We start from the raw sequence: 25,960 nt of genomic DNA, 5'->3' as shown, positions 1-25,960 counted from the left end.
GGAGGATTCCTTCGCTAGAATCGCGCCGTTTACTCATCCTCAATGCATTACTTGGAGCCCCAAAGTGCCCTGTACGTCAGCCTCCCACTAACCGCCGACGACTGCATTAAGCAGCCTCGATTCGGCGCAGTCTGCGCCAGCGTTGGCTGCGGTACGAGTTCCCTTCTTTCCCCGCTATTGTGCGGAGCAGAGAATGAATCTCCCGCTTCCTCCCCCGCGACTCTGACCTCTGGAATGCCAGCGGCCAGCTATTGACTCGCGCCAGAACACGTTCGTCGGCCCTCTTTTTTACCGTAGATGGGCCTGGCTGCGCCAATAACGCAGCAGGCGAAAAATATGAATTTACATTCAATACCGTTATTAAAGTATCCGCGTACCCCTCATCTGGAAGGTTCGCGCTTACAGCCCGGCGATGATGCGTCGGACCAAATCGCACTGAAAGCGCTGGCAGGCCGTTACGTCGTGATCGAAGAAAAGATCGACGGCGCAAACAGCGGCGTGTCCTTTAATGAAACGGCTGAACTCTTGCTTCAGTCGCGTGGCCACTATCTGGCTGGCGGCTCGCGGGAACGGCAATTCAACCAGTTCAAGATCTGGGCCACCGCGCACGAAATGCGGTTTCTTGAGCTACTGGAAGACCGCTTCGTGATGTACGGCGAATGGGCTTACAGCAAGCATTCCGTGTTTTATGACCGTTTACCGCACTACTTTCATGAGTTTGATATTTACGATCGTCGTGACGGCATTTTTTTATCGACGGCCCGCCGACACGCAATGCTAGCCGGCTCGCCTGTGTTGTCCGTTCCGGTGCTCTATGCCGGGGAGATGCCAACAAATCCGGCATTGCTGTGGAAGCTGGTGTTCCGCTCTCTGGCAAAAAGCCAGGACTGGAAGACCGTCTTTGAATCCACCGTGCAGCGTGAAAGTTTGCCGCTCGCGCTGTGCTGGCAGCAAACCGATAAATCGGATCGTTCGGAAGGCCTGTATCTGAAGGTGGAAGATGATGAACAGGTACTGGCGCGCTACAAGCTGGTACGCCATGACTTCATCCAGACCATTCTGGACAGCGGCTCGCACCATTCCCGACGCCCTATTTTGCCGAACCAACTGGCTGAAGGCGTTGATTTGTACGCACCTTGTCCAACCGTATCCTGGGAAATACTGGGGCTGAATACGCTGCGTTCTTTGGATGCACTCGCCGCCGCCATGCCCGATAAATAAGGAGTATGACAATCATGGATTGGAATACCATCAGGGGATTGGTCCCCGCTTCTGGCGCAGAGCCAGATTTTGCTGATTGTCTGGACGCGTTTCCGGTGCTTCAACGCGCCAAAGAAACGCCGCAGGAGCCGCGCTACCACGGTGAAGGCGATGTCTGGACACATACTATGATGGTGATCGCATCGCTATTGCAGCTTCCCGATTACCAGACGGCCACTCGCGAGCAGCAGGAAATCTTGTTTATTGCCGCATTGCTGCATGACGTTGCGAAATACCGCACGACAGTGATTGACCCAGTGACAGGGCAAATTGGTCAACCGGGACATTCACGCAAAGGCGCCATCGATGCTCGGGTGCTGCTGTGGGATGCCGGCGTTCCGTTTGCAATTCGGGAAGCGATTTGTCGCTTAATTTCGGTGCATCAGGTGCCGTTTTACTGCCTTGAAGATGAGCGGCGTCGGATGTCGCCACTCTTTACGATTCGCGAATTATCGTGGCAGTTAAGCATTCCGCTGCTGGCAACGCTGGCGGAAGCCGATATGCGTGGGCGCATCTGTCAGGATCAGTCACGAGTGCTCGACAGTATTGAGCTGTTCCGCGAGCTGGCGCGGGAAGAAGGCTGTTACGGCCAGCCGAGATCGTTTGTCGATGCCCACACGCGCCTGAGCTATTTTCGCGGTGCTGATGTGCATCCAGACTATCCGTTGTTTCAGGAGCCGGGATCGAAAGTCACCGTGATGTGCGGTTTGCCCGCTGCGGGAAAAGACACTTGGGTACGATCGCATCGGCGCGATTTACCTGTGGTTTCGTTCGACGATGCGCGAACAGAACTGGGGTTGAAACACGGCGAGAATGAAGGAAAAGCGGTGCACTGGGCAACCGATAAAGCACGTTCACTGCTGCGAACGCATGAACCGTTCGTGTGGAATGCCACGCATCTGAGCCAGCAAATGCGCACCCGCACGTTGGATCTGTGCTATGCCTACGGCGCAGAAGTGGAGATCGTGTATCTAGAGCGCCCGCGTCAGGAATTACTGCGTCGCAACGGTAAACGGGACACCACGTTGAGCAATAAAACACTGCAAGGTATGCTAACCAAATGGGAGCTTCCCGCACCGACGGAAGCACATGTTGTTCGCTATGAAAGCTAAGCAATTAATCTAAGGAGAGAAAAATGGCACGTGCTTCAGAAAGTAATAACATCGTCTCGCCGTTGCTTTCACCGAACGATATCACGTGTCTTTTACAGCCCGTGGCACAGTGTATTTCTGATGAATATCCTTGGGTAAGCAATGATGAAGAGGCAATCGACAAATATTTTAAAGGGGTTTGCGCGCAGGTCATGCGCCTGACCAACACCAAATCGAGGATAGAATGGAATCACTACGGTTCTGGCTATGCCTCTTTTGTCGACGCCTGGTTTTATAAGAACACGCCGGATTTCAATGCTAAACGCCCAGTTCGCTATGGTGAAGAACACACCGGATTAACTGTTCTATTGAGCCGCCTGTCACCCTATTTCGTTTTTATGGAAAGCGAGAAACAATGGGATGTTCACGGCGGCGGTTATCAGGCGCTTCCGGAACTGGAAATGCTAGATAGGTTGGAGACACCCGCAGTTATTGCATTAAGCCAACAGATTCAATCAGAACTGGAGAAGCGTGGGCTTCTGCGCGCTTATAAGGAACAATTGACATCGCTGCTACCCACCGGCACTCGCGTGCCGACGGTGCTCACAGATCGTGGCTTCACACAGTTCGATGCGCTGTTCCATTGGGAAGATTGAGAGTTTAACCCAGCCTCAGCGCACTCCAGCGAGGAAGCGCGGTAAACGAAGCCTCGTATTCGGTAATACTGCGTCTTTCTGCACCAAAATACTGTTTTTCATAGATCAATTTATCGTCCTCGAAACGCACGGGGACGATAAATCCCCCACCATCTGAAAAATCAGATCTTTTCTAGATTCCCCACGCTTTATGACGCAAACCAGGGCTCTATCGGGTCCGGATAATCTAACCACACCGCCAGACCTTCTGCCATTTCTTTGTCCGTCAGCAGCGCGGTTTCCAGACGGGCTCGCAACGTGAGTTCATCCATATCGATACCGATAAACACCAGTTCCTGCCGCGCATCACCCACGCCATCCACCCATATGGAACGAATGTAATTGAGCGATTCACTATCTGTCGGCCACTTTGCTTTTGGCACGCTGACCCACCATGAACCAGCCAGCCCCTGACGCGCCACGCCGCCTGCCTGAGACCACGAGCCGGCATATTCCGGGCGGCTTGCTAACCAAAAATAGCCTTTGGATCTGACAACCCCGGTGAGCGAATTTTCCATGACCTGCGCGAAGCGGGCAGGATGAAATGGTCGACGCGCGCGAAAAACAAAACTGGCGATGCCATACTCCTCAGTTTCAGGCGTATGTTCACCGCGTAATTCTTTCAACCATCCGGGGGCCTGCGCCGCTTTGTCAAAATCAAATAATCCTGTGTTGAGCACCTCGTTCAACGGCACAGCTCCGAATTGTGCATGAAGTATTTTCGCACCTGGATTCAGTGAACGGATAATCGCAACCAGCTTCTGCTGTTGCGCCACATCAATAAGGTCGATTTTGTTGAGAATAACCACATTGCAGAACTCGATCTGATCGATCAGCAGATCCACCACGCTGCGCTCATCACCCTCTCCTAACGATTCTCCACGAGAGCGGATACTGTCCACTGAAGCGTAATCTTTTAAAAAATTATATCCGTCAACAACGGTCACCATCGTATCCAGCCGCGCCACTTCAGAAAGGCTTTCTCCATCATCACCCGCAAACGTGAACGTTTCTGCGACAGGAAGCGGCTCCGCGATACCGGTTGATTCAATGACCAACTGATCAAAACGCCCTTCTTTCGCCAGCCGATTAACCTCGATCAGTAGATCTTCACGCAACGTGCAGCAGATACAGCCGTTACTCATCTCCACCAACTTTTCGTCCGTCCGTGAAAGTTCAGCGCCACCCTCCCTCACCAGTGCAGCATCAATATTCACTTCTGACATGTCGTTGACGATCACCGCGACGCGGAGACCAGCGCGATTATTCAGAATATGGTTAAGTAACGTGGTCTTTCCCGCACCGAGAAAGCCAGATAGTACGGTCACAGGTAATCTTGCATCTGCGCTCTGTCGAGCTACTACGTCAGCCATATTTCACACTCTCTGATGATTTAAAGTCGTTTGCAGTTTTACTTTTTCGCTGCGGGATGATTCAGCACCATGAATATTTCGCTTTTAAACACTCGCCGCGATAATCACCCGCGCTTGATTTGTTATGTTATAACATAACAAATAAGACATGAAAAATCATTGAGCGTTTGATTTTGTTTAATCATATTAAGAAATAGGCTGGAGACACCCGCTGTTATTGCATTGAGCCAGCAGGTTCAGTCAGAACTAGAGAAGGGGGGCTTGTTTGCGCTTATAAGGAGCAGTTGACAGCGTTGCTGCCCACCGACACTCACGTGCCGACGATGCTCACCGATCGTGACGTCACACAGTTCGATGAGCTATTCCAGTGGGAAGATTGAGAGTTCACCCCAACCGCAGCGCACTCCAGCGCGAAAGCGCGGTAAATGGGATCTCGTATTCTGTGGTACCGTTCCTTTCTGCACCAAAATACTGTTTTTCATAGATCAACGTATCGTCCTCGAAACGTATGGGGACGATAAATCCTCCCGCCGCCTGAGAAATCTGGCACTGCCTTTCTTCGATCACATCAATACAGAGTAAAGCCGTTTGCGGGCCATCGCGTTCCGCCGTGGAGAGCCACTCTTGCACTGCCAGATAGCGTGAATCCGGCGACCACAGTAGTTCCTTGCCAAAAACGCGCCCTTCCAGAGCGTTACCGTCAATCGAGAGTGAAAAATAAGGCGGACCAAACCGAATTTCACCGACGTAAATCAGCATCGCGGTATGTTGTTGATCGAATGAGGACAGTTTGTGCAGCATACGGAAGGGTTCCGGATCAGTCTGAGGTTATCTCGATTAGATTACCATCAGGATCGCTGACGATTGCCTCATAAAAACCGTCTCCCGTCATGCGCGGTGGGGCAACCAAAATGCCGCGCTCCGCCGCTTTGCTGGCTAATGCCTCGACATCCGCCTTGCTTCCGACAGAAATCGCCACGTGCGCCCAGCCGCAGCTTTCTTTATTGGTTAACGCTTCCGCCAACACCGGCAGCGTCATCAACTCAATCGATGCCCCTTCACTCAGTTGAACGAAATGCGATTCAAACCCAGGACGATTCCGGCTCACATATTTTTCTCCGACCTGAGCGGCGAAAAATTCCTGCCAAAATGCTGCCTGCGCGGCCAAGTCGGCCGTCCATAACGCAACGTGTGCCACTTTCATCATGATTCCTTCTTAAGCGTTGTCTTTCACATCATCGGGGTAAGTGATACAAAACGGCGGCTATGACCGCGTTCCGTTCAGAATGGCTAAAACCTGCTGATGCAGCGCTGGGTTACCAGTCGCAACTACCGTGCCACCCGCCTCCGCTCGCTGCCCGTTGAGATCGGTGATGATACCGCCCGCCTGTTCAATAATCGGGATCAACGCGACAATGTCGTAGGGCTGCAATGCAAATTCCACGCAGATGTCAATCTGGCCTGCCGCCAGCATCGCCATGGCGTAACATTCTCCGCCATAGCGCGTCATCAACGTGCATTCGGTGAGTGCAGTAAAGCGAACGGTCGGGTGCATGCTCAGCGCTTCTGGCGCAGTTGTGTGCAAAATCGCCTGTTCGAGCGACACACCTTTGCGCGTGCTTAAACGCACTTCCCCATTGCGGTCGCTACGCCAGGCCTGTGAACCATCAGCCCAGAAACACTCTCCGGTAAACGGCTGGCTCATCATCCCCATTACGGCACGTTCATGGTGCAGCAGACCGATAAGCGTTCCCCACACGGGTAGCCCACACAAGAAAGGTCGGGTGCCATCAACCGGATCCAAAACCCAACGCACTGGGCCTTCCCCACTCAGGCCAAATTCTTCCCCCATGATCGCGTGTTCGGGATAATGGCGCGTGATGTGCTCACGGATGACCCGCTCAGCTTCCCGATCGGCTTCCGTCACCGGATCAAAACGAAAACCCTCTTTTGGCTTGGTTTCAATTTGATTGGCGGTAAGAGAACGAAAACGCGGTAACGTTTCCTGACTGGCCAGCCTGGCGAGTTCATGAAAGAAGGCAATATCGGGAAGCAACTGACTCATGGTGTTTACCTTCCTGCGCGTTTATATGACGGTATTATTGGACATTGATAATAAACCACAATGCTCACTATTGCTCGATTATGAGACATTATCATAATTAATATTACTAAACATGCAAAATCAAGCAAAAGACTACAATTCATATTCCCTGTATCTGGGCAAAAAATGTCTGGGTAAAAAATAGCCCCCAAACGTTACCGTTAGAGGGCTATAACAAGAATAGCTAAACGAGACTACTTCATTCAGCTCAGATCGGCGCCGTTGCTGGCAATCACTTTCTTATACCAGTAGAACGATTTCTTTTTCTTTCTGGCTAATGTGCCTTCGCCGCGGTCATCGCGATCAACATAGATGAACCCATAGCGTTTACTCATTTCACCGGTGGAAGCCGCAACCAGATCGATACAGCCCCATGAGGTATAGCCGATGACCGGAATTCCGTCGCCGATGGCATCCGCCATCGCGCTGATGTGCTCACGCAGGTAGCTGATGCGATAGTCATCATCAATCTCGCCCTGTGCGTTAATCTCATCCTTCGCACCTAGCCCGTTCTCTACCAGAAACAGCGGCTTTTGATAGCGGTCATACATCATATTCATGGTGATCCGCAGGCCCAGCGGGTCGATTCCCCAACCCCATTCACTCGCCTTGATGTGCGGGTTCTTTAACGATTTAACGATGTTCGCCGCGCTGCTGTTGTGCTCGTTCATGTCTGCCGAGGCGCAGCGAGAGGCGTAATAGCTAAAGGACACAAAATCTACCGTGTTCTTGAGAATCTCATCATCGCCCGGCTCTGACGCAATCGTGATGCCCTTCTCTTTAAACAGCCGGCCAGTATATGCCGGATAGGTGCCGCGCGCCTGCACGTCGATAAAGAACAGGTTCTCACGATCTTTATTCAGCGCCGCCCAGACATCTTCCGGTTTGCACGACCACGGATAGAAATTACCGCCAGCCAACATACAGCCGACCTGATTTTCCGGGTTAACCTCATGCGCAATCTTCGTCGCCAGCGCGCTCGCCACCAGTTCATGGTGCGCAGCCTGATATTTCACCTGCTCCTGATTTTCACCATCGGCAAAGACCAGACCCGCGCCGGAAAATGGACTATGCAGCAAGATATTGATTTCATTGAACGTTAGCCAGTATTTCACCAGCCCGTCAAAGGCTTCAAAACAGGTTCGGGCGTAACGAGCGAAGAACTCCACCATTTTCCGGTTACGCCATGAGCCGTATTCAGTGACCAGATGCATTGGCACATCGAAATGGCACAGCGTCACCAGCGGCTCGATGTTGTATTTCTTGCACTCGGCAAACATATCGCGATAAAAGGCGATGCCTTCCGCGTTGGGCGTCAGCTCATCCCCGTTCGGGTAAAGTCGGCTCCAGGCGATGGAGGTACGGAACACCGTGAACCCCATTTCCGCCATCAGCGCGATATCTTCCTTATAGCGATGATAGAAATCGATCGCCTGATGGCTGGGATAAAATTCATCCTCGCGCAGCGCGAAACGCGGTTCTTGCCCCAGTTTCACCGGCAAACGATTCACGCCGTGGGGAATCATATCTACCGTCGTCAGCCCTTTACCGCCTTCAAGGTACGCGCCTTCTGCCTGATTGGCCGCAATCGCGCCCCCCCATAAAAACCCATTGGGAAATGTTGATGCAGACATACGCTATTCTCCTTCGTATTAGTGCTTCATTTAATTCGTGTTCGTGGCGCGTTGCGGCGCGGAAAAATCATCACCCTGCACGCGTTTCTCTTCCGGCTTTTCTTCTACCGGAATGTCTTCAAAGCCCAGCAGCAAGGTGACGAAGAAAGAAATCACGACAGACAGAATCATGACGCCGAACACCCAGGCAATGCTCATCGGATTCGCGGGATCGAAGAATTGCACGCTGGTAAACAGCCCCGGCGATGCCATTGAATGACTGGCCAGCCCGCCGATACCGGCAACGGCGCCACAGATGAAACCGGTAATTAGACAGGCGATCAGCGGACGCTTCAGGCGCAAAGCTACACCGTACAGTGCGGGTTCAGAAATCCCGGCAACAATCGCCGAGGCGGCCGCGGCCAGCGCCGTCTGGCGCAGTTCCGGGTTTTTGGTGCGCCAGGCGACCGCCAGTGAAGAACCGCCAAGCGACAGGTTCGCGCCAATTTCAGACGGCATCACCATGCCTTCTTTTCCCGTTTCGGCGATGGTTTGAATAATAGTCGGGGTAAACACGCGGTGCATACCGGTCATCACCAGCAGCGGCCAAATGGCACCCATGATGGCAACGGACAGCCAGCCCAGATAATCATGCACGGTGTAGACGACAGCAGAAATACCGCTACCGATCCAGATTCCAATCGGGCCAATAAGCATGATGGCAATCGGGGAGGCAATCAGCACGATTAACATCGGCTTCAGGAAGTTTTTGGTCACCGCAGGCGTAATGCGATCTACCCATTTTTCAATGTAAGACAGAATCCAGGTCATACACAGCGCCGGAATCACAGTGTAGGTGTACTTCACCGCGGTAACGGACAGCCCCATAAACACCACTTGCTGCCCCTGTGCCGCTTTTGCCATCAAATCGATAAACGTCGGATGCACCAGCACCCCAGCGATAGCAATCGCCAGCGACATATTGGTTTTGAATTTTACCGCCGCAGATGCTGCCACCATGATCGGCAGGAAGAAGAATGCACCGTCGCCAATCACGTTCAGAATCGTCAGCGTGGAAGATCCCTTCTCAAATATGCCGGTCATATCCAGGATCATGGCGAGCAATTTCACCATCGATCCGCCGATAATCGCCGGAATGAGCGGCGACATCGTACCAATCAACGCATCCAGAATGCCCGCACCAATGCGTCGCAGCGTAATTTTATTGTTCACCGGCACCGCTTTTTCCGCCGCCGCGCCTTCCGGCAGCAGCTTCACCACCTCGGCATAGGCCTGAGAAACGGTGTTGCCGATAATGACCTGGCACTGGTTATCGTTTTTTACGACGCCCAACACGCCGCTTATCGCCTTCAATTCAGCCACATTCGCTGCATCGTTATCTTTCAGCACGAAGCGCAGGCGGGTCATACAGTGTGTCACGGCCGCGATGTTATCAGCACCACCGATGGCATCGACGATCGAACGGGATACAGCCGCATAATTCTTTGACATGGATAGACAATCTCTCGTAATCGCGCACGCTCTCCCTGAATCAACAAACGGCTTAACGCGTTCGAAACGGGGACATTACCTGATGCACGCACATTTATTATTCAGTTTCATACAGTTATGAAAGTATTCATGCCGGTATTCCTGCTCCCTATAACGTGATGAAACGCTAATGGGTAACCGGTTCCACATGATAGTGTTTATATGTGGATTCAATTTCAATAGATTTGTTATGAATATTTTACTTATGTGATAACGATCGTCGTGAATAGCCTCTTCCTTTACCCGCTAGCCTCGCTTCTGCGCTCATCACCCTGCTGCCAGTCCATATCCTAAATAATTCGAGTTTCAGGCAGGCGGCAAGAGAAGGCATCCCGATGAGCTTACTCAAGTAAGTGATTCGGGTGACTAAACGCAGCCAACGCACATGCAACTTGAAGTATGACGGATATAAAGTGTGTAAAATGATACAGGTGTTCAACGTCCCAGGATGTCCCATGTCGACAATGCAGGAAGTGGCGAAGAAAGCAGGCGTATCAAAAGCGACGGTATCGCGCGTGCTATCGGGCAAAGGCTATACCAGTGAAGAAACCAAAGCGCTGGTTTATCAGGCCATTGAGGAGACGGGATATCGGCCCAATTTACTGGCACGGAATCTGGCGACCAGCAAATCCGCTTGTATTGGTTTGGTAGTGACTAACACGCTCTATAACGGCAGCTATTTTAACGAGCTGCTGTCACTGGCCGCCAAGAAACTGGAGGATAATGGGCGTCAGTTGATTCTGGTTGATGGCAAACACAGCGCCGATGAAGAGCGAGCCGCGATTCAATTCCTGCTGGGGCTGCGCTGTGATGCGATTATCATCTATCCCCGTTTTCTTAGCGTGGATGAAATGGATGACATCATCGAGAAACACAAGCAGCCGATCATGGTGGTCAACCGTAAACTGCGTAAGCACCAGAGCCACTGCATCTGTTGCGATCACAAAGGTTCCAGCTATAACGCCACGCAGCATTTGATCGCACGCGGCCATAGAGATATTGCCTTTATCACCGGTTCGCTGGATTCGCCGACCGCGATCGAACGCCTTTCCGGCTATAAAGAGGCACTGACGGCGGCGAATATCACGGTACGGGATGAATTGATTGTGAAAGGAAAATGGACGCCGCGCTGCGGATCGCTCGCCATTACCACGCTGCGCGATAATCGGGTCTCGTTCAGCGCCGTTCTCGCCAGCAATGACGACATGGCAATTGGCGCGATAAAAGCGCTGGATGACGCTGGCATTGCCGTACCGCACGACGTTTCTGTCGTCGGGTTCGATGATATTCCCACCGCCCCGTTTTTAAAGCCGTCACTCTCCAGCGTCAAAGATCCGGTAAGCGATATGATCAACGAAGTGATTAACCGCCTGATCGCGATGCTGGACGGCGGCTATTTCTCGAAAGACAATCTGTTCTTGTCCGAACTCCGGGTCAGAGATTCCATTCAGAACGGGCCGTACTTGTAACCAACCCGTCTGAATGCGATGCGGGGTCGTTTCAGACCCCGTTTAACGCCGAATGTCCCTTTCAGCAGCTAAGTCCGCTCTTCACAGCAACAGGCTTAGAATTGCCACTGCACGCCTACGCTATAGCGCGTTTGATCGCCATCCCGATGACCGAAACGGCTACCGACCTCGGAATACAGATTCAGATTTTCTGCCGCAAGCCACTGCACACCAACGGTTGCGCGACCGAAGTTCTTATCCTGCTCCCCAACCGCAATACGGCGGTTTGCACCATCGACGTGATCTTTCACCGTAAAGCTGGAATCGAGCCCATCGGCTAATTCACGCACCCACGCCACCGTAGCATAAGGTTGCAGAGACGCTTTGTTGCTGAATTCCACCTTGCCACGTACGCGCCAGCCCAGACTGGCTTCCAGCGAATCGACATCTTGTTTTTCATACCGCACGCCAGTTCGCAGGTTACCTTTATCATCAAACGCATTGATGCGATAACGCGCATAATCCAACCCGGCAACCGGACCAGTCCGCAGTCCGCCTAACGGAAAATCATAGCCGCCAGTTACGCGAGCACCGACAAATTGCGCTTCGGTATTGCCATCCAGCGTGTTGTCCAACAGCACCGGACCGCCCGCAGATTGCAGATACACCGAGCGGCGTGACGCAATCGCTGCCCGGCCCACCGTTACGTCGCTACCCAACCAGGCTGGGCCTCCCTGATTCAGCAAACCATATACGCCAGCTTGCCAGGTATCACTTTCAATATGTCCATTACGCTCAAGCTTATCCTTGCTACGCAGCAGGCTCAGACTGCCACCAACAGTGACACTGTCACTTAATTGATAATCGACCAGCGCATAAGCCATCGCCTGACGAGAACGCTGCTGCGGTGCGCGGTCAAAGCCATTTGACGGAGTCACATCGCCTTCAATCCCGACTGCCGTATCCAGCATACCTGCACTACGAGTGGTATTTTGCAGCAGCAGCCAGCGCTGATTATGCAAATCACTCAATGATTGGCGCTGACGCTTTAGGCTCTCCTCCATTGCCTGTTGCATCGCAGCGGCGGAATAGGCCGAATGCAGCAAATCGGTATTGGAAATTTCCAGTAGCAGCCGTGTCACCAACCGTGAAACGTCACGCAGGCGCTGGTCAATGCGTTCCTGACCCAGCACGCTGGTAAGAAAGGCTTCGTTATCAACCGTAGGGTCATGCCATGTCGCGCCCCCCGGTACCGCAGGGTTCGTGGTTTGCTCATAGCCGTCCTGATCGCCGATATCCCAGTTGGTGGCCTCCATATAGAGTACGGGAATATCAAACGCGGCGTTGAAGCTATCGCCGTCACTGCAACAGCCAGTTCCTGTCGGATAACTCGCATTTAACCCTGGGTTGGTAAACAGTTCGATGCCCAGTTCGTTCGCGATACGCAACGTCTGTTCACGCAGGCTTGCCAGCGCAGGATTCGCTACGCTGTTATCGCCAGCATGCGCGTAGAGTTTGTCGCCGGTAATCATACTGTCCATGTTAATCATGGCCGTAAGGCCGTCAGCAGTTCCTTGCGCAATCAGATCGTTAACCATAGCACGCGAACCGCGTAGCCCCTCTTCTTCTGCCCCGAAGGCCGCAAAGACCAGCGTTTTCTCCGTTTGAATACCGCTAAAATTACGCGCCACTTCTGTCAGGATCGATGCACCGGATGCGTTGTCATCCAACCCTTGCAGCGTCGGCCGCCCGAAGAAGGTATCAAAGTGCGCGCCGGTAATAATGTATTCGCTGCTCAGCCCGACATTAGAGGCCAGCACATTCTGTGACGAACGCGTCGTACCGCCTGCCGTCCAGGAGAAATCCTGCCTGACAGTGGTATAACCGGGCGCCATCCGCTGCGTCATCCAGTCCGCCGCACCGGCAAAATTTGCCGTACCGCGATAGCGCCCCGGATAATCATTAATGAGCGTATCTACGGTCTCGCGCGCATAATCACCGTAATCATAAGCCCATGCTGGTACAGATAAACACGCCATCCCTACCGCAACTGCGACTTGCTTGAACATGAACACCACTCCCTTTTCTCGTTATAAATCGAATCTTATCGTTATCAACACGGGTCATTCTTAACCGCGTTACCAGAGGAACCTTATTCAGGTCATGTCGTTGTTAAAGAAAGGAAAATAACAGCAATATTCATTCCAAGGCTATGGAACAAAAGAAAATGTGATGAAATATGTCAAGATGCGGCAAATCGAAAGGAAATCGTCAGGATTGTGTAATGCTGATTAATCATAGGGTTAAGCGTGGATGACATCGGGGATGGTCAAGTGACTAGCAGAGAAGAAAAAAGAATGGAAACGCGGCGGAGATGGTGGCAATACCCGGATGAAGATGCTTTTTGAAAATAAAACGAAAACAAAGAGAGCAAGCACGCACCGAAAACGATCGTTTACAGCACGCGATTGCCCATCTTACCCGTTTGATACCATCCTAAACATAAACGTTAAGCTGGTTAGTTTCCGTTGGGCGGTTAATCCCATCCGCTATGGGCGGCTTAAAGATTGAAGCACTATTTTCGTACGTTGTCCGGGTTCGGGTAGAAGCATCAGGCTGAGGGTAACCAGACAGCTGCGACGAGCGGGAAATACCCTGAACATGATCAGGTTTGTCCGGCCTGGCGTAATATGACACTGGAGAAACAAGGTTGAGACCAATCATTTTTCTTCCCCCTCTTCATCTCATCTGTCAGTAAAAATTACCTTGCTTATTACTGAGTATAGAACAATCAAGGAGGGGGAATATGTAAGGTTTTGTCTGAAAAAACGCCGCTAACGCGCCGGCACGCAGGAAAATAAGACCAAAGAATCAGCCCTCTATTTTCTATTTATTATCATGATGTTGCTTGCTTTTCTCCCTCGCACGTAGGCGTCCTGCCGCATTTTTATAAGGCGAAGCGGTGTTGAATTGAATCATCCGACCCCGCGTCCACTTACCGTACCAGCATTCACCGTAGAGCTGTGCATCGGTATAACGCTCAACCAGCGCAATGAGCTCCCGTTTATTCGCGACAAGCTGCGCGACCAGATCAGACCATTCGGTAATGTGGGCGAAGTCCTGATAGAATTTTTGCGCCAGCAAACCGAGCTGATTCCACTGGTAACCCGTTTCAGGGAAATCAATCTGCTTGCCCTGCTCTTCATTTTTATGCCATTTCAGCACCAGATTGCCCCAGCCCAGCAAATACGCCACCAGATTTGCTGGGCTCATCTGCGTTCCCTGCGCATGCCCAGCCAGTTCCGGCACGAATGCACGATCGGCGGGAACGGCTTCGATGCGTTTCATTAACAGCGCAAACTGACTATTGATTGCCTTGATCAAGGCATCCTTGTTCTCCGGCACCGCCATTATTTTCCCCGATTATGTTGCTATAGACAAAATCAGGTTACTGCCCACAATGCGACACCACCTTGTCATCGCTCACGTTTTTCGCTATTGCTCAGCGCGATGCCAGCAGGCGGATCGATGCCTCACGCTCGCGGGGGGACGTCACGGGCGTATGGATGATGAACTCATCTACGCCAAAGCGCTGATGATAACGTTCCAGTTGCTGGTGAATGTGCGCTGGCGTGCCGTAAAGCACATTGCGCGGCTCCTGCACGATGCGAAAATCCGTTGCCCCCGCCTGCCGAACAAAATTGTCGGCCTGTTCCTGACTTCCTACCGTCAGCGGCGGCTTGTTCTCAATATAAACCTTGTAGTTATGCTGCGTACTGGCTAGCGCCTCCGCATCCTCATGACGTTCAGCGGCAATCACCGACAGCGACAGCAGCGTCTGGGCGCTGGCGGGCTTCAATTCCCGGTAGCTCAGAAGTGATTCCGTCAGCAACGTCTCACTGGCGTTAATGAACCCGGCGAAGACAAAGTTCCAGCCCAGCGATGCGGCTAATCGCGCACTCTCCTGACTGGCTCCCAGCAGAAAGCGCTGTGGCGTGTGTTCCGGTAACGGCGTGGCATTCAGGCGCTCTGCCGTTTCGTCATGGCTATCGAGAAAACGGTTGAGCTGCTGTAATTTCTCTGTGAAGGAAACGCGCTCTGCCTCGCCGATTTCCTGCTGTAGCGCCCGCGTGGCCAGCGGCAGTCCACCCGGCGCTTTACCGATCCCCAAATCCACCCGACCACCCGCCAGCGCGCCGATCACATGGAAGTTCTCTGCAACTTTATACGGGCTATAGTGCTGTAACATCACCCCGCCGGAACCGATGCGCAGCGTTGTCGTGTGCGCCAACAGCCAGGTGATTAATACCTCGGGAGAGGACCCCGCCAACTCATCAGAGTTATGATGCTCGGAAACCCAAAAGCGGTAATAGCCAAGCGCTTCTGCCACTTTCGCCAGCGATACGGTTTGCGCCAACGCCTGTTCCACGCTCATTCCTTTGGCGATGGGGCTTTGATCTAATAAACTGAGCTTATATCCCACGATGTTTCCTTATTTTCAGTGATTATTCGTCAGCATTGTTTATTAAAAGTAACGGCTTATTTCAAAATCACTCGATACAACTATATTCACCCAAGTCTCTTATTCTAAATAGAGCCTCGCGATAAAATCCATCCAGATAAAAAACAGAATAAGAAGCATGTTGTATAACGGCGTGAAATATAAATATCAATAACGGATTTTGTTAGCAGAAATATTCATAATAAATGAATGCAAATTCGACCGCATAAAAAGACATGAAATATAACCAGACGGTATTTATCCATAGCGCGGCTATCAGCTACCTTTACGATGTATAAGTTTTGTTAAGGAGGTGTATTGATATGGCTGAATCTATCCCCTGTTGTGATACGTCATTTGAGCAGCAGCTTATTCACTGGCGACGGCACTTGCATCAGTACCCGGAACTGTCCAATCAGGAACACCAAACCACCGCGCACATCACCCGCTGGCTACAAGAGAAAAACATCCGCCTGTTGCCTCTGACGCTAACGACTGGCGTCGTTGCCGAGATCGGTCACGGTAGCGGTCCGACGATTGCGCTGAGAGCGGATATTGATGCGCTACCGATAGAAGAACTGGTGGATGTCCCCTTTCGCTCTCAGCACGCGGGCGTCATGCATGCCTGCGGACACGACTTCCACACCGCAGTGATGCTGGGTGCCGCCTGTTTGCTGAAAAAACGCGAATCTGTCTTACCGGGTAAAATCAGGGTGTTTTTCCAACCCGCAGAAGAAGTTTCTACCGGCGCCAAACAGTTCATTCGTGCCGGTGCGCTTGCCGATGTGGCTGCCGTTTTTGGCCTGCATAACGCGCCCGAGCTCCCCGCTGGCACCTTCGCCACCCGCAGTGGCCCGTTTTATGCCAACGTCGATCGCTTCTCTATTCACATTACGGGCAAAGGTGCGCATGCCGCCAAACCCGAACAGGGTATCGACAGCATCGTCACCGCCTGCAATATCGTCAATGCGCTGCAAACCCTGCCCAGCCGTAGTTTCAGTTCACTGGAATCGCTGGTCATCAGCGTCACGCGCATTCAGGGTGGCAACACCTGGAACGTACTGCCGCAAACGGTAGAACTGGAAGGTACGGTACGCACCTACAATGCCGCGATTCGTGCAGAAATACCGGCGCGAATTGAGCAGTTGATCGGCGGTATTGCCGTTGCATTGGGCGCCAAAGCAGAACTGAAGTGGTATCCCGGCCCGCCTGCGGTCGTGAACACCAACGAATGGGCAGACTTCAGCAAGCAAATTGCCCGAGACGCAGGCTATCAGGTAGAAAACGCTGAACTGCAAATGAGCGGTGAGGATTTTGCGCTTTACCTTCAGGACGTGCCGGGCACGTTCGTCAGCATTGGCTCAAACAGCGAATTTGGCCTGCACCATCCTCAATTCAACCCGGATGAAAGCGCGATTGCGCCAGCCTCACGCTATTTCGCACAGCTGGCGGAGGCTGCGCTGCATCGTCTGCGTACCACGAAAGTTACCCCACCACAGGCGGTAATGCCGATCGTTTGACGAGCGAGATATCCGGAGCAACCACGGGGTGAGGCATCCCTGCGGGAACCTCATCCCCGTGTCTCTCCTAATATCGAACTGACGTAATCAACTCATCACCTCCGCCAGATTGACCTGACGGAGGCAGCAATTTTTATAAATCAATTAATTACGATGAGGGCATTAGGTGAGAAAGTTATAAATATTAACCCCGAACAGCATGATAACGGCGGGAAAAATACACCAGACCATCCGTACCTTCGCCCTGCTTAATCGCTAATACCCGGCAAATAAAGATATCGTGCGTCGCCGCGCTCACGACTTCCTCAACCCGGCAGTCAAACGCGACCAGCGCATCCCGCAACACCGGTGAGCCCGAATGCAACACATCCCACTCCGCCGCCGCAAACCGTTCTTCGGTTGATGACGGGCTGCCAAACAGCGTCGACAGCGCTTCATGATGAGCGGCCAGCGTATTGATACACAAATGCGTATTCGCCTGAAACGTGGGATATACCGACGAACCGCGATTCAGGCACACCAGCAGCGTGCCGGGCGTATCACTGACGCTGGACACAGCAGATGCCGTAAATCCAGCCTTACCTGCCGGGCCATCCGTCGTAACGACATTGACCGCTGCGCTCAGCTTTGCCATCGCATCGCGAAACGCCTGCCGGTCAACCGTAACAGTCGCCGCAGAAAGCGTTGCGTCATTCGCGGTTACGTGTCGTTCAACTATCAGATCAGACATGGATATTTTCCTTTAAATACGGCGAGAGACATGATCGTTAACATTATACTAACAAAATAAGCCGCGTCATCATCTGAAATTTTTGAATTTTATTATCCATTTTTGTTGTTTTACATCATGCCCCGTCTCATCAATAGTGAAAACACGCTATTAACGTCTAATTAACCTTTCATTGAATACGTGAATCCCTAGTGATGGCTTGTTTATTGATAGCCGACTTAGTGATGGATTATTTTCACTTTCATGAAGGTTAATTCAACTAAAAATATGTTCGCTCAATTAATAACAAACACATTCAATTAATAAAAAGGTTCCTGATAATGAGTGAAAAGCAACTCTCCACCAAGCGACAATTAAGACTGGGTTTAATATTACAGGGCGCTGCGGGAAATATGTCCGCATGGCGACATAAAAACGTCGTACCCGATGCCAGTATTAATTTTGGTTTTGTTCTGGATGCGGTAAAAAAAGCCGAACAAGGAAAATTTGATTTCGTCTTCGTGGCTGACGGTCTGTATATCAACGAAAAATCCATCCCACATTTTCTCAATCGCTTTGAACCGTTAACGCTACTGTCCGCACTGGCCACCGTCACCACCCATATTGGTCTGGTTGGCACGCTCTCGACATCCTATTCGGAACCCTTTACTACCGCTCGGCAGTTTGCCAGCCTCGATCATCTGAGCAACGGCCGTGCAGGCTGGAACGTGGTGACCTCACCGCTGGAAGGGTCGGCGAAAAACTTTTCCCGCGCGCAACACCCAGAACATGCACTGCGTTACCGCATTGCCGATGAATTCCTTCAGGTGGCGAAAGGCTTGTGGGACTCCTGGGAAGACGACGCCTTTATCCGTGACAAAACCAGCGGACAGTTCTTCGATCCAGAGAAGCTGCACACGCTGAACCATAAAGGGGAATTCTTCTCGGTACAGGGGCCGCTGAATATTGGCCGATCCGCGCAGGGTCGCCCTATTGTATTCCAGGCTGGCGCGTCTGAAGACGGCCAAAAACTGGCCGCCAAACACGCCGATGCCATCTTCACCCACCAACACACATTGGAAGAGTCGCAGCGTTATTACCGCGAGGTAAAACAGAAACTGGAAGAAAACGGTCGCCGAGCCGATCAGCTACACGTCTTTCAGGGCGTCAGCGTGATTGTCGGCAACGATGCGGAAGACGTGGAACGTCAGTATCAGGAAACCGCACAACTGGTGACAATTGAGGACGCCCTCAATTATCTAGGACGCTACTTTGAGCACTACGACTTCTCACAACATCCGCTGGATGCGCCCTTCCCTGATATCGGCGATCTGGGGAAAAACAGCTTTCGCAGCACCACCGACGAAATCAAGCGCAACGCGCAGGAAAAAGGCTTAACGCTGCGACAGGTCGCGCTGGAAGCGGCCTCACCACGCCCGATCTTCAGCGGCACGCCCGAACAGGTAGCAGATGGCTTGCAGCTCTGGTTTGAAAACGGTGCCGCCGACGGCTTCATCATTCAGGGCGGTACGCCAGATACGCTCAATCATTTTGTCGATCGTGTCGTGCCTCTGCTGCAACAGCGCGGCCTGTTCCGTCAGGAGTATCCCGGCTATACGCTGCGGGAAAATCTGGCGCTGGATTATCCGGTGAATCAATTCACACGCTAATTCGCGCAACAGGAGATTCACCGTGAAGCGTTCCTCTTTTATCACCGCGACGGGCATGGCGACATTATTAAGCACCGCGCTGGTCACTCACGTGCAGGCGCAAGATGCGGGATTCGTCAGCCGTATTGATCTGAAGGCCAACCAGATTCCCATTCGTATCGTGAAAAATGACGAGGCCATCGCGCAGATCCCGGCTCATTTCAAATTCGTGACGCCGGGTAAGCTAACGATTGCCGTCTCGGCGCTCAGCTCACCGCCGCTGTCGCTGCTGGCTGACGACAACAAAACGATTGTTGGCAGTGATGCGGATATCGCACGACTGGTGGCTGACGGACTCGGGCTGGAACTGAAACTGGTTCCCGCCTCCTGGGAAGACTGGCCATTGGGGATCACGACGGGAAAATACGACGCTGCCATTTTTAATATCGCCGTGACGAAACTCCGTAAGGAGAAGTTCGATTTCGCCACGTACCGCATTGATACGCTGGGTTTCTACGTGAAATCAACCAGCAAGATTACGTCGATTAACAAACCGGAGGACGTTGCGGGTCTGAAGGTGATTGTCGGTTCCGGCACCAATCAAGAAAACATTCTGCTGGGTTGGGATCGGCAAAACCGCGCCAACGGCCTTCCGCCCGTGCAGCCAGTCTACGTCACCGACGATGCCGCCGCCAACCTGAGCATTCAGTCGGGGCGCGTTGATGCCTTTTTCGGTCCCCATTCTATCGGAGCCTATAAAGCGGCGCTGACGGGCAAGACACGCATGGTTGGCAAAGGTCCGACGGTCGCTTACGTCGCGGTCACCACGCAGAAAGGTAACGGTCTGGCGCAGGCAATCAGTACTGCCATCAATGGCGCGATCCACAACGGCAGCTATGCACAGGTGCTGGATCGCTGGGGTGAAGACGATGAAAAGATCGCGCAGTCCGTCGTGAATCCGCCGGGTATCGGCGATTAAGTCACAGTAACTCACCTTAAAAGTGACAATGTCACCATTATAACTAATAACCTGCAAGGGAAAGACAGATGCAAAAAGAGATTGTCCACACCATCGCACAAACGGTCGCAACCCCGCGCGTACGCGCATCGCTTTTGACAAGGCTACTGACGGGATCGCTGCTGCTCGGCACATTTTCTGTCACAACAGCACAGGCGGCCATCGACCTGAAAGCCAATCAGCAGCCGATCCATGCCCCGAAGAACGCGGAGGCTATCGCACAGATTCCGGCTGATTTTAAATTCGTCACACCGGGTAAATTCACCGTGGCGATTGCCGCACTGGGTTCGTCACCACCGCTGGCGTTTCTGGCCGACGACAACAAAACCGTGGTGGGCAGTGAGCCGGATATCGCCCGGCTGGTGGCCGACAGTCTCGGGCTGGAATTGAACATCGTCCCTACTTCGTGGGAAGACTGGCCGCTCGGTGTGTCCTCCGGCAAGTACGACGCTGCCATCATCAACATTACCGTCACTAAAGAACGCAAGGAAAAATTTGATTTCGCCACCTACCGCGTCGACTCACTCGGCTTCTATGTGAAATCCACCAGTAAGATTCAGTCCATTAAGGAAGCGAAAGACATCGCCGGGCTGAAGATTATTGTCGGCTCCGGCACTAATCAGGAAGCGGTGCTGCTGGCATGGGATAAGCAAAATCGCGCCAACGGCCTGCCCGCCTTTCAGCCGATTTATGTCACGGATGATGCGGCCGCCAACCTGAGCCTGCAATCCGGTCGCTCAGACGCTTATTTCGGCCCCAACGTGATCGGCGCGTACAAAGCAGAGCTAACCGGAAAAGTTAAGCATGTCGGTACGGTCAACGGCGGCTACCCCAACGTCGCGCATATTGCGGTCACCACGCGTAAAGGTAGCGGGCTGGTACAGCCGATTAATACGGCGCTGAACGGCGTGATTAAAAGTGGCGAATACGACCAGGTGCTAAACCGCTGGGGAGAAAGCATTGAGCGTATCGATCGTTCAGAAATCAATCCACCGGGACTGGGCGATTAATAGCGCCCGATGGCTATCGGGATACCACGATCGAAACGTCATGGTTACCGATAGCCCATATAGGTAAATGAATCAGGAGCACGCCATGTCCGACGACATCTTCATTGTTACTCAGCCCGAAGACCCTATCGTGGCCCCGATTATCGACGGCCTGTTCGCGGAATATGAACAGCGCTATGGCGACTTTTTTGGCGAGCGGGAAAGCGATCCGCCGGGAATTTACCAGCAGCCACACGGCATTTTTATTGCACTGCTACGTCAAGGTGTACCAATTGCTACCGGCGCGTTTAAACGCTACGACAGTACCACCGCCGAAATTAAGCGGGTATGGACGGATAACACACTACGCCGTCAGGGGCTGGCAGGGAAAGTCATGCAAGAGTTGGAACAACACGCTCGCCGGTTAGGCTATCAGCACTTTTTCCTGACGACCGGTTTCCGACAGCCCGAAGCTGTGAGGCTCTATCTGAGCCACGGTTACTCGCCTCAGTTCGATATCAGCGTCGATCCGGTGACCTACAGTATTCCGCCTTACGATGGGCGACTGCCGTTTAAGAAAGCGTTGTTTGACGCGACGACGACGCGGGCAGCCCGGCAAACGGAAGTCGATCTTATCGCTCGCCATTTGAAAGTGTGTTAATCCAGCGCACCGCGACTCACCCTGTGCGGTGATGAAGAGCAAAGGACATTTTTCAGAATCACCTGCAAAGAGTATCGATTATGACGCAATCTCTACATACGTCTTCTCAGCAAGCACCGCTAAGCCAGGCGCAGGACGCGCCGTTGCGCATCGTTCCTGCGCGTTATCCTTTTCGTTTTGCCGGCGCGCTGTTTTCGCTGTTTATTTTTGCCGCGATTATTCAGTCAATTGCGCTGAATCCGCGCTGGGAATGGTCGGTGTTTGCCGAGTGGTTTTTTAATCCGGTTATTCTCACCGGTCTGGGGCAAACGCTGCTGCTGACCGCACTTGGCACATTATTCAGCATTGTTTTCGGCACCGCACTAGCGCTGGCTCGACTTTCGCCGTCTTATCTGCTCTCCACTCTGTCGTGGCTGTATATCTGGCTATTCCGGTCACTGCCACTGATTCTGGTGCTGATTATTCTCTACAATTTCTCGTATCTCTATGACGAGCTGGCGTTCGGGATTCCCTTCACTTCCGTTGTCTTTCTGCGCTACCCGACGATTGATTTGCTGGATCAATTTTCCGTCGCCGTGCTTGGCCTGACTCTGGTGCAGTCCGCCTATACGGCGGAAATTATTCGCGGCGGGATTCTCGGTGTGGATGCTGGCCAGTTTGAAGCCTCGGCCGCACTCGGCCTACCCGGCGGTCGCCGGACAGTACGTATCATTCTGCCGCAGGCGCTGCGCTCCATTCTGCCCACCGGTTTCAACGAGATCATCAGTTTGGCGAAAGGTACGTCGATCGTTTATGTGCTGGCACTGCCGGAGCTGTTCTATACCGTTCAGGTCATCTACAACCGTACGCAGCAAGTTATCCCGCTGCTGATGGTCGCTACCATCTGGTATCTGCTGATCACCACGGTGCTATCCGTTATCCAATACTACGTGGAACGCTATGTGTCTCGCGGTGCCGTGCGTGAAATGCCGCCGACGCCGCGCCAGAGACTCGTTCGTATTCTGACGCGCAAGCGCGCACGTTAACTCACCCGATTCTGGAGATTCACCATGTCTGAAGCTATCGACTACTTTGCTCACACACGCACCACCGCTCAGCCACAGGCAGAAAGCGCGCGTGGGCTGATTGAGATTCGCAACGTGGCGAAGCATTTTGGTCAACACAAAGCGCTGGAGGATATCAATCTGACGCTGGCGCCCGGTTCCGTCACGGTAATCCTCGGCCCATCCGGTTCGGGGAAATCCACGCTGCTACGCACGATTAACCATCTTGAACGCGTAGATGAAGGGTTTATCCGCATCGACGGCGACTACATCGGCTATCGCCGCAAAGGGAATACGCTCTATGAATTGAAAGAAAAGGACGTGCTGCGTCAGCGTATCAACGTCGGTTATGTGTTTCAGAACTTCAATCTGTTCCCCCACCTTTCCGTGTTGGAAAACATCATTGAAGCACCGCTGGCACATAAGCTGTATTCACGTCAGGAGGCGGAAGATATCGCCTTTACCCTGTTGGAAAGCGTCGGTCTGCGTCACAAGGCGCAATCTTATCCCCGCCACCTTTCCGGTGGTCAGCAGCAGCGCGTCGCCATCGCCCGCGCGCTGGCGCTTAAGCCGAAAGTGATGCTGTTTGATGAACCGACGTCCGCGCTCGATCCCGAACTGGTCGGCGAGGTGCTGGACGTAATCAAATCACTTGCCCGCTCCGGCGTGACGCTGGTTGTCGTCACACATGAAATCGGCTTTGCGCGCGAAGTGGCCGATCGCGTGGTGTTTATGGTCGATGGCAAAATCGTCGAAAGCGGCGATTCCTGGCAGGTGCTGAACCATCCCCGTCACCCGCGGACAATCAACTTTTTGAATAAGGTGCTGTAAAGAAATAAAAGTGTCAGTTATCGATAACAATCCGAAAGGCTCACTGCGAGTGAGCCTGACGAGAGCATGCATAAATCATTATTTTGCAGATAATGGCTCAATATACGGGCTGCTATAAACCTGAACCATCACGCTTTTATCCGTATCAAACGTCGCCACCGTCACAACCTCATTAGTGCCAACCACTCGCCAACATTCAGCCTCAACATCGCAACGCTCCTGCTTCTCGTACCCCGCCGATATCAGATAACCGTGAACCTTACCGATATCGTCAGTGCCATAAAAATTCACCGTCCATACTTTAGCTTCTGGGCCTGCTAATATAGCATCAATTTATTGCGTAATACGTTCCTAAAAACATGTTTTAGGAAATTACAAAAAACTAATATTTGCCAAATTATATTTTTTGGAATTAATTGATAGGTTAAAACATTGAAGTCCTTTCAAACTTTATGGTTTAAGATGGCAGTCGTTTTTCATGGATTGGTTTACTGATTATTATATACACCGCAAAGCGGTATTTATTTATCAATAAATGATTTTTTCAGGAGATTTACTCATGCGCAATACATCCATCAGCATGTTCATGCTGGCTCTTTTTTCCTTCGCCGCAGACGCGGCAACGAGCATAACGATCGATCCTCAGAAGAATTGTGTGAGTGCAGCGATAACGGATACCCTAACCGGCACGCCAGTAAAATTCACGTTAGAACAAGGGCGGTATGTTTTTTCTCTCGTTTCTAATAGCATGAATTGTGATGCCACACCGAATAAATGCATTATCGATAGTGTTCTGTTACAAGGCGGATTTAAAACCACTCGATGGGGAGGCGTCGTCACCAGCACGCCAACGGTTGTGGATACCACAGGATTGCCTTTTATCGCCTATGTCAGTGACGATAATTGTTATGATAATATTGGCAAGGCAACATTATTAATACAAAAAGCAGAATAACTCGCTTCCAGTTAACTTAATTTTCGGATTTGGATTTAATTTTAAATATCAAGAAAAATTGATAATTTTATATCCTGAATAATTCGAAATGATGAACAATACGTTAACGTTTTGAATAACGAAAACGGTTAGCATACTAGCAATCCCCATACTAAATAAAATTAGGCTGCCTCTCTTCATTACGTAATTTTGAGAATATGTAGACGCAGCCTATCCACCATTCCAGACAAAAATAATAAGTCACGCGTATTAAATCGCGACCAGTCCCCGTACGCCGTCCTGTTCCATCGTTTCACCTCGCCCACGCTGTATAATTTCCCCGCGTGACATCACCAGATAGCTATCGGCAAGTTCGGCGGCGAAGTCGTAAAACTGCTCAACCAGCAGAATCGCCATATCGCCACGCTGCGCCAGTTGGCGAATCACCGCGCCAATCTCTTTGATCACCGACGGCTGTATGCCTTCTGTCGGTTCATCCAGAATCAGCAACTGTGGTTTACAGGCCAGCGCCCGCCCGATCGCCAACTGTTGCTGTTGCCCTCCAGACAAATCGCCGCCGCGTCGCTGCTTCATTTCGTCCAGCACCGGGAAAAGCTGGTAGATCTCATCCGGCACTTGCCGCGCCTGTTTGCCCGGAAAGCGCGACAGTCCCATCAGTAGATTTTCTTCTACCGTCAGGCGAGGAAAAATCTCTCGCCCCTGCGGCACATAGGCAATGCCAGACTGCACACGCTGATAGGGCTTGCGCGTATTGATCGCTTCGCCCTGCCAGCGAATCGTGCCAGACTTCGCCGGAATCAGCCCCATCAAACATTTCAGCAGCGTGGTTTTCCCCACGCCATTGCGCCCTAACAGGCAGGTAATTTCGCCGGGATTTACCTCAAAAGATAAGCCGCGCAGAATGTGACTACCGCCATAATATTGATTCAGTTCTGAAATCTCTAACATC

The 25,960-nt window shown here is 52.1% G+C and carries 24 protein-coding genes; 12 read left to right on the top strand and 12 right to left on the bottom strand.

Features of this window, described 5'->3' with window-relative positions; genetic code table 11:
- Positions 1 to 336: 336 nt before the first annotated feature.
- The 3 genes from AB8809_RS11680 to AB8809_RS11670 are packed head-to-tail and all read left to right on the top strand — an operon-like array spanning position 337 to position 3,007.
- The gene (locus tag AB8809_RS11680; protein WP_180778991.1) at positions 337 to 1,221 is read left to right on the top strand and encodes an RNA ligase family protein; all 885 of its coding nucleotides are present in this window, start codon (positions 337 to 339) and stop codon (positions 1,219 to 1,221) included.
- A gap of 5 nt (positions 1,222 to 1,226) precedes the next feature.
- Positions 1,227 to 2,372 carry an AAA family ATPase gene (locus tag AB8809_RS11675; RefSeq protein ID WP_349856446.1) on the top strand — a complete coding sequence of 382 codons (1,146 nt, stop codon included), beginning with the start codon at positions 1,227 to 1,229 and terminating at the stop codon, positions 2,370 to 2,372.
- Between the two features lie 23 nt (positions 2,373 to 2,395).
- Positions 2,396 to 3,007 (top strand): hypothetical protein, encoded by a 612-nt coding sequence (locus AB8809_RS11670; protein WP_349856447.1) that lies wholly within the window; start codon positions 2,396 to 2,398, stop codon positions 3,005 to 3,007.
- A 188-nt stretch (positions 3,008 to 3,195) separates the two neighbouring features.
- Here the strand turns inward: AB8809_RS11670 and zigA are convergent, their stop codons facing one another.
- From zigA to ascF, 6 genes are all read right to left on the bottom strand, one after another.
- Complete coding sequence (zigA, locus tag AB8809_RS11665; RefSeq protein ID WP_349856448.1) at positions 3,196 to 4,419, bottom strand: zinc metallochaperone GTPase ZigA; 1,224 nt, start codon at positions 4,417 to 4,419, stop codon at positions 3,196 to 3,198.
- Positions 4,420 to 4,803: 384 nt separating this feature from the next.
- Complete coding sequence (locus AB8809_RS11660) at positions 4,804 to 5,220, bottom strand: hypothetical protein (RefSeq protein ID WP_181846807.1); 417 nt, start codon at positions 5,218 to 5,220, stop codon at positions 4,804 to 4,806.
- A gap of 16 nt (positions 5,221 to 5,236) precedes the next feature.
- The gene (locus AB8809_RS11655; RefSeq protein WP_180779027.1) at positions 5,237 to 5,623 is read right to left on the bottom strand and encodes a VOC family protein; all 387 of its coding nucleotides are present in this window, start codon (positions 5,621 to 5,623) and stop codon (positions 5,237 to 5,239) included.
- Between the two features lie 60 nt (positions 5,624 to 5,683).
- Positions 5,684 to 6,484 (bottom strand): histidinol-phosphatase, encoded by an 801-nt coding sequence (gene hisN, locus AB8809_RS11650; RefSeq protein ID WP_181828583.1) that lies wholly within the window; start codon positions 6,482 to 6,484, stop codon positions 5,684 to 5,686.
- Between the two features lie 242 nt (positions 6,485 to 6,726).
- On the bottom strand, positions 6,727 to 8,157 hold the full coding sequence (locus tag AB8809_RS11645) for a 6-phospho-beta-glucosidase (protein WP_181828584.1): 1,431 nt from the start codon (positions 8,155 to 8,157) through the stop codon (positions 6,727 to 6,729).
- A gap of 30 nt (positions 8,158 to 8,187) precedes the next feature.
- Complete coding sequence (gene ascF / locus AB8809_RS11640; RefSeq protein ID WP_181844934.1) at positions 8,188 to 9,648, bottom strand: PTS cellobiose/arbutin/salicin transporter subunit IIBC; 1,461 nt, start codon at positions 9,646 to 9,648, stop codon at positions 8,188 to 8,190.
- Positions 9,649 to 10,142: 494 nt separating this feature from the next.
- Between ascF and AB8809_RS11635 the strand changes: the two genes are divergently transcribed.
- Positions 10,143 to 11,156, top strand: coding sequence for a LacI family DNA-binding transcriptional regulator (locus tag AB8809_RS11635; RefSeq protein WP_349856449.1), 1,014 nt, complete (start codon positions 10,143 to 10,145; stop codon positions 11,154 to 11,156).
- Between the two features lie 95 nt (positions 11,157 to 11,251).
- Here the strand turns inward: AB8809_RS11635 and AB8809_RS11630 are convergent, their stop codons facing one another.
- The 3 genes from AB8809_RS11630 to AB8809_RS11620 all read right to left on the bottom strand — a co-directional run bounded on the left by AB8809_RS11630 (position 11,252) and on the right by AB8809_RS11620 (position 15,618).
- Positions 11,252 to 13,204, bottom strand: coding sequence for an autotransporter domain-containing protein (locus AB8809_RS11630; protein WP_349856450.1), 1,953 nt, complete (start codon positions 13,202 to 13,204; stop codon positions 11,252 to 11,254).
- A gap of 817 nt (positions 13,205 to 14,021) precedes the next feature.
- Positions 14,022 to 14,546: a ClbS/DfsB family four-helix bundle protein gene (locus tag AB8809_RS11625; RefSeq protein ID WP_349856451.1), complete on the bottom strand. Its 525-nt coding sequence runs from the start codon at positions 14,544 to 14,546 to the stop codon at positions 14,022 to 14,024.
- 91 nt (positions 14,547 to 14,637) lie between these two features.
- Positions 14,638 to 15,618, bottom strand: coding sequence for an LLM class flavin-dependent oxidoreductase (locus tag AB8809_RS11620; RefSeq protein WP_349856452.1), 981 nt, complete (start codon positions 15,616 to 15,618; stop codon positions 14,638 to 14,640).
- A gap of 341 nt (positions 15,619 to 15,959) precedes the next feature.
- Here AB8809_RS11620 and AB8809_RS11615 point away from each other — a divergent pair, with 341 nt between their 5' ends.
- The gene (locus AB8809_RS11615) at positions 15,960 to 17,156 is read left to right on the top strand and encodes a M20 peptidase aminoacylase family protein (protein WP_015840376.1); all 1,197 of its coding nucleotides are present in this window, start codon (positions 15,960 to 15,962) and stop codon (positions 17,154 to 17,156) included.
- 184 nt (positions 17,157 to 17,340) lie between these two features.
- Here the strand turns inward: AB8809_RS11615 and AB8809_RS11610 are convergent, their stop codons facing one another.
- On the bottom strand, positions 17,341 to 17,886 hold the full coding sequence (locus AB8809_RS11610) for a flavin reductase (protein ID WP_349856453.1): 546 nt from the start codon (positions 17,884 to 17,886) through the stop codon (positions 17,341 to 17,343).
- A gap of 320 nt (positions 17,887 to 18,206) precedes the next feature.
- Here AB8809_RS11610 and AB8809_RS11605 point away from each other — a divergent pair, with 320 nt between their 5' ends.
- The 6 genes from AB8809_RS11605 (at position 18,207) to AB8809_RS11580 (ending at position 24,056) form a co-directional block, all read left to right on the top strand.
- On the top strand, positions 18,207 to 19,535 hold the full coding sequence (locus tag AB8809_RS11605; protein WP_181844928.1) for an LLM class flavin-dependent oxidoreductase: 1,329 nt from the start codon (positions 18,207 to 18,209) through the stop codon (positions 19,533 to 19,535).
- Between the two features lie 22 nt (positions 19,536 to 19,557).
- Positions 19,558 to 20,493 carry an ABC transporter substrate-binding protein gene (locus tag AB8809_RS11600; RefSeq protein WP_349856454.1) on the top strand — a complete coding sequence of 312 codons (936 nt, stop codon included), beginning with the start codon at positions 19,558 to 19,560 and terminating at the stop codon, positions 20,491 to 20,493.
- Positions 20,494 to 20,561: 68 nt separating this feature from the next.
- Positions 20,562 to 21,542 (top strand): ABC transporter substrate-binding protein, encoded by a 981-nt coding sequence (locus tag AB8809_RS11595; RefSeq protein WP_225182533.1) that lies wholly within the window; start codon positions 20,562 to 20,564, stop codon positions 21,540 to 21,542.
- An 85-nt stretch (positions 21,543 to 21,627) separates the two neighbouring features.
- On the top strand, positions 21,628 to 22,182 hold the full coding sequence (locus AB8809_RS11590; protein WP_181844925.1) for a GNAT family N-acetyltransferase: 555 nt from the start codon (positions 21,628 to 21,630) through the stop codon (positions 22,180 to 22,182).
- Positions 22,183 to 22,262: 80 nt separating this feature from the next.
- Entirely contained in the window at positions 22,263 to 23,207 is a 945-nt protein-coding gene (locus AB8809_RS11585; RefSeq protein WP_205946544.1) for an amino acid ABC transporter permease, read from the top strand.
- 24 nt (positions 23,208 to 23,231) lie between these two features.
- A complete protein-coding gene (locus AB8809_RS11580; RefSeq protein ID WP_256553364.1) occupies positions 23,232 to 24,056 on the top strand; it encodes an amino acid ABC transporter ATP-binding protein in 825 nt (274 codons plus the stop codon).
- A gap of 78 nt (positions 24,057 to 24,134) precedes the next feature.
- Here the strand turns inward: AB8809_RS11580 and AB8809_RS11575 are convergent, their stop codons facing one another.
- Entirely contained in the window at positions 24,135 to 24,347 is a 213-nt protein-coding gene (locus tag AB8809_RS11575; RefSeq protein ID WP_349856455.1) for a hypothetical protein, read from the bottom strand.
- A 268-nt stretch (positions 24,348 to 24,615) separates the two neighbouring features.
- Between AB8809_RS11575 and AB8809_RS11570 the strand changes: the two genes are divergently transcribed.
- The gene (locus AB8809_RS11570) at positions 24,616 to 25,011 is read left to right on the top strand and encodes a hypothetical protein (protein WP_180779009.1); all 396 of its coding nucleotides are present in this window, start codon (positions 24,616 to 24,618) and stop codon (positions 25,009 to 25,011) included.
- A gap of 249 nt (positions 25,012 to 25,260) precedes the next feature.
- Here AB8809_RS11570 and urtE read toward each other — a convergent pair whose 3' ends face one another.
- Positions 25,261 to 25,959, bottom strand: a complete 699-nt coding sequence (gene urtE, locus AB8809_RS11565) for an urea ABC transporter ATP-binding subunit UrtE (protein WP_015840386.1) — start codon at positions 25,957 to 25,959, stop codon at positions 25,261 to 25,263.
- Between the last annotated feature and the right edge of the window lies 1 nt (position 25,960).

This window comes from Pectobacterium aroidearum, assembly GCF_041228105.1.
Taxonomy (GTDB): Bacteria; Pseudomonadota; Gammaproteobacteria; order Enterobacterales; family Enterobacteriaceae; genus Pectobacterium; species Pectobacterium aroidearum.
This window is presented reverse-complemented; position numbering and strand designations above follow the sequence as displayed.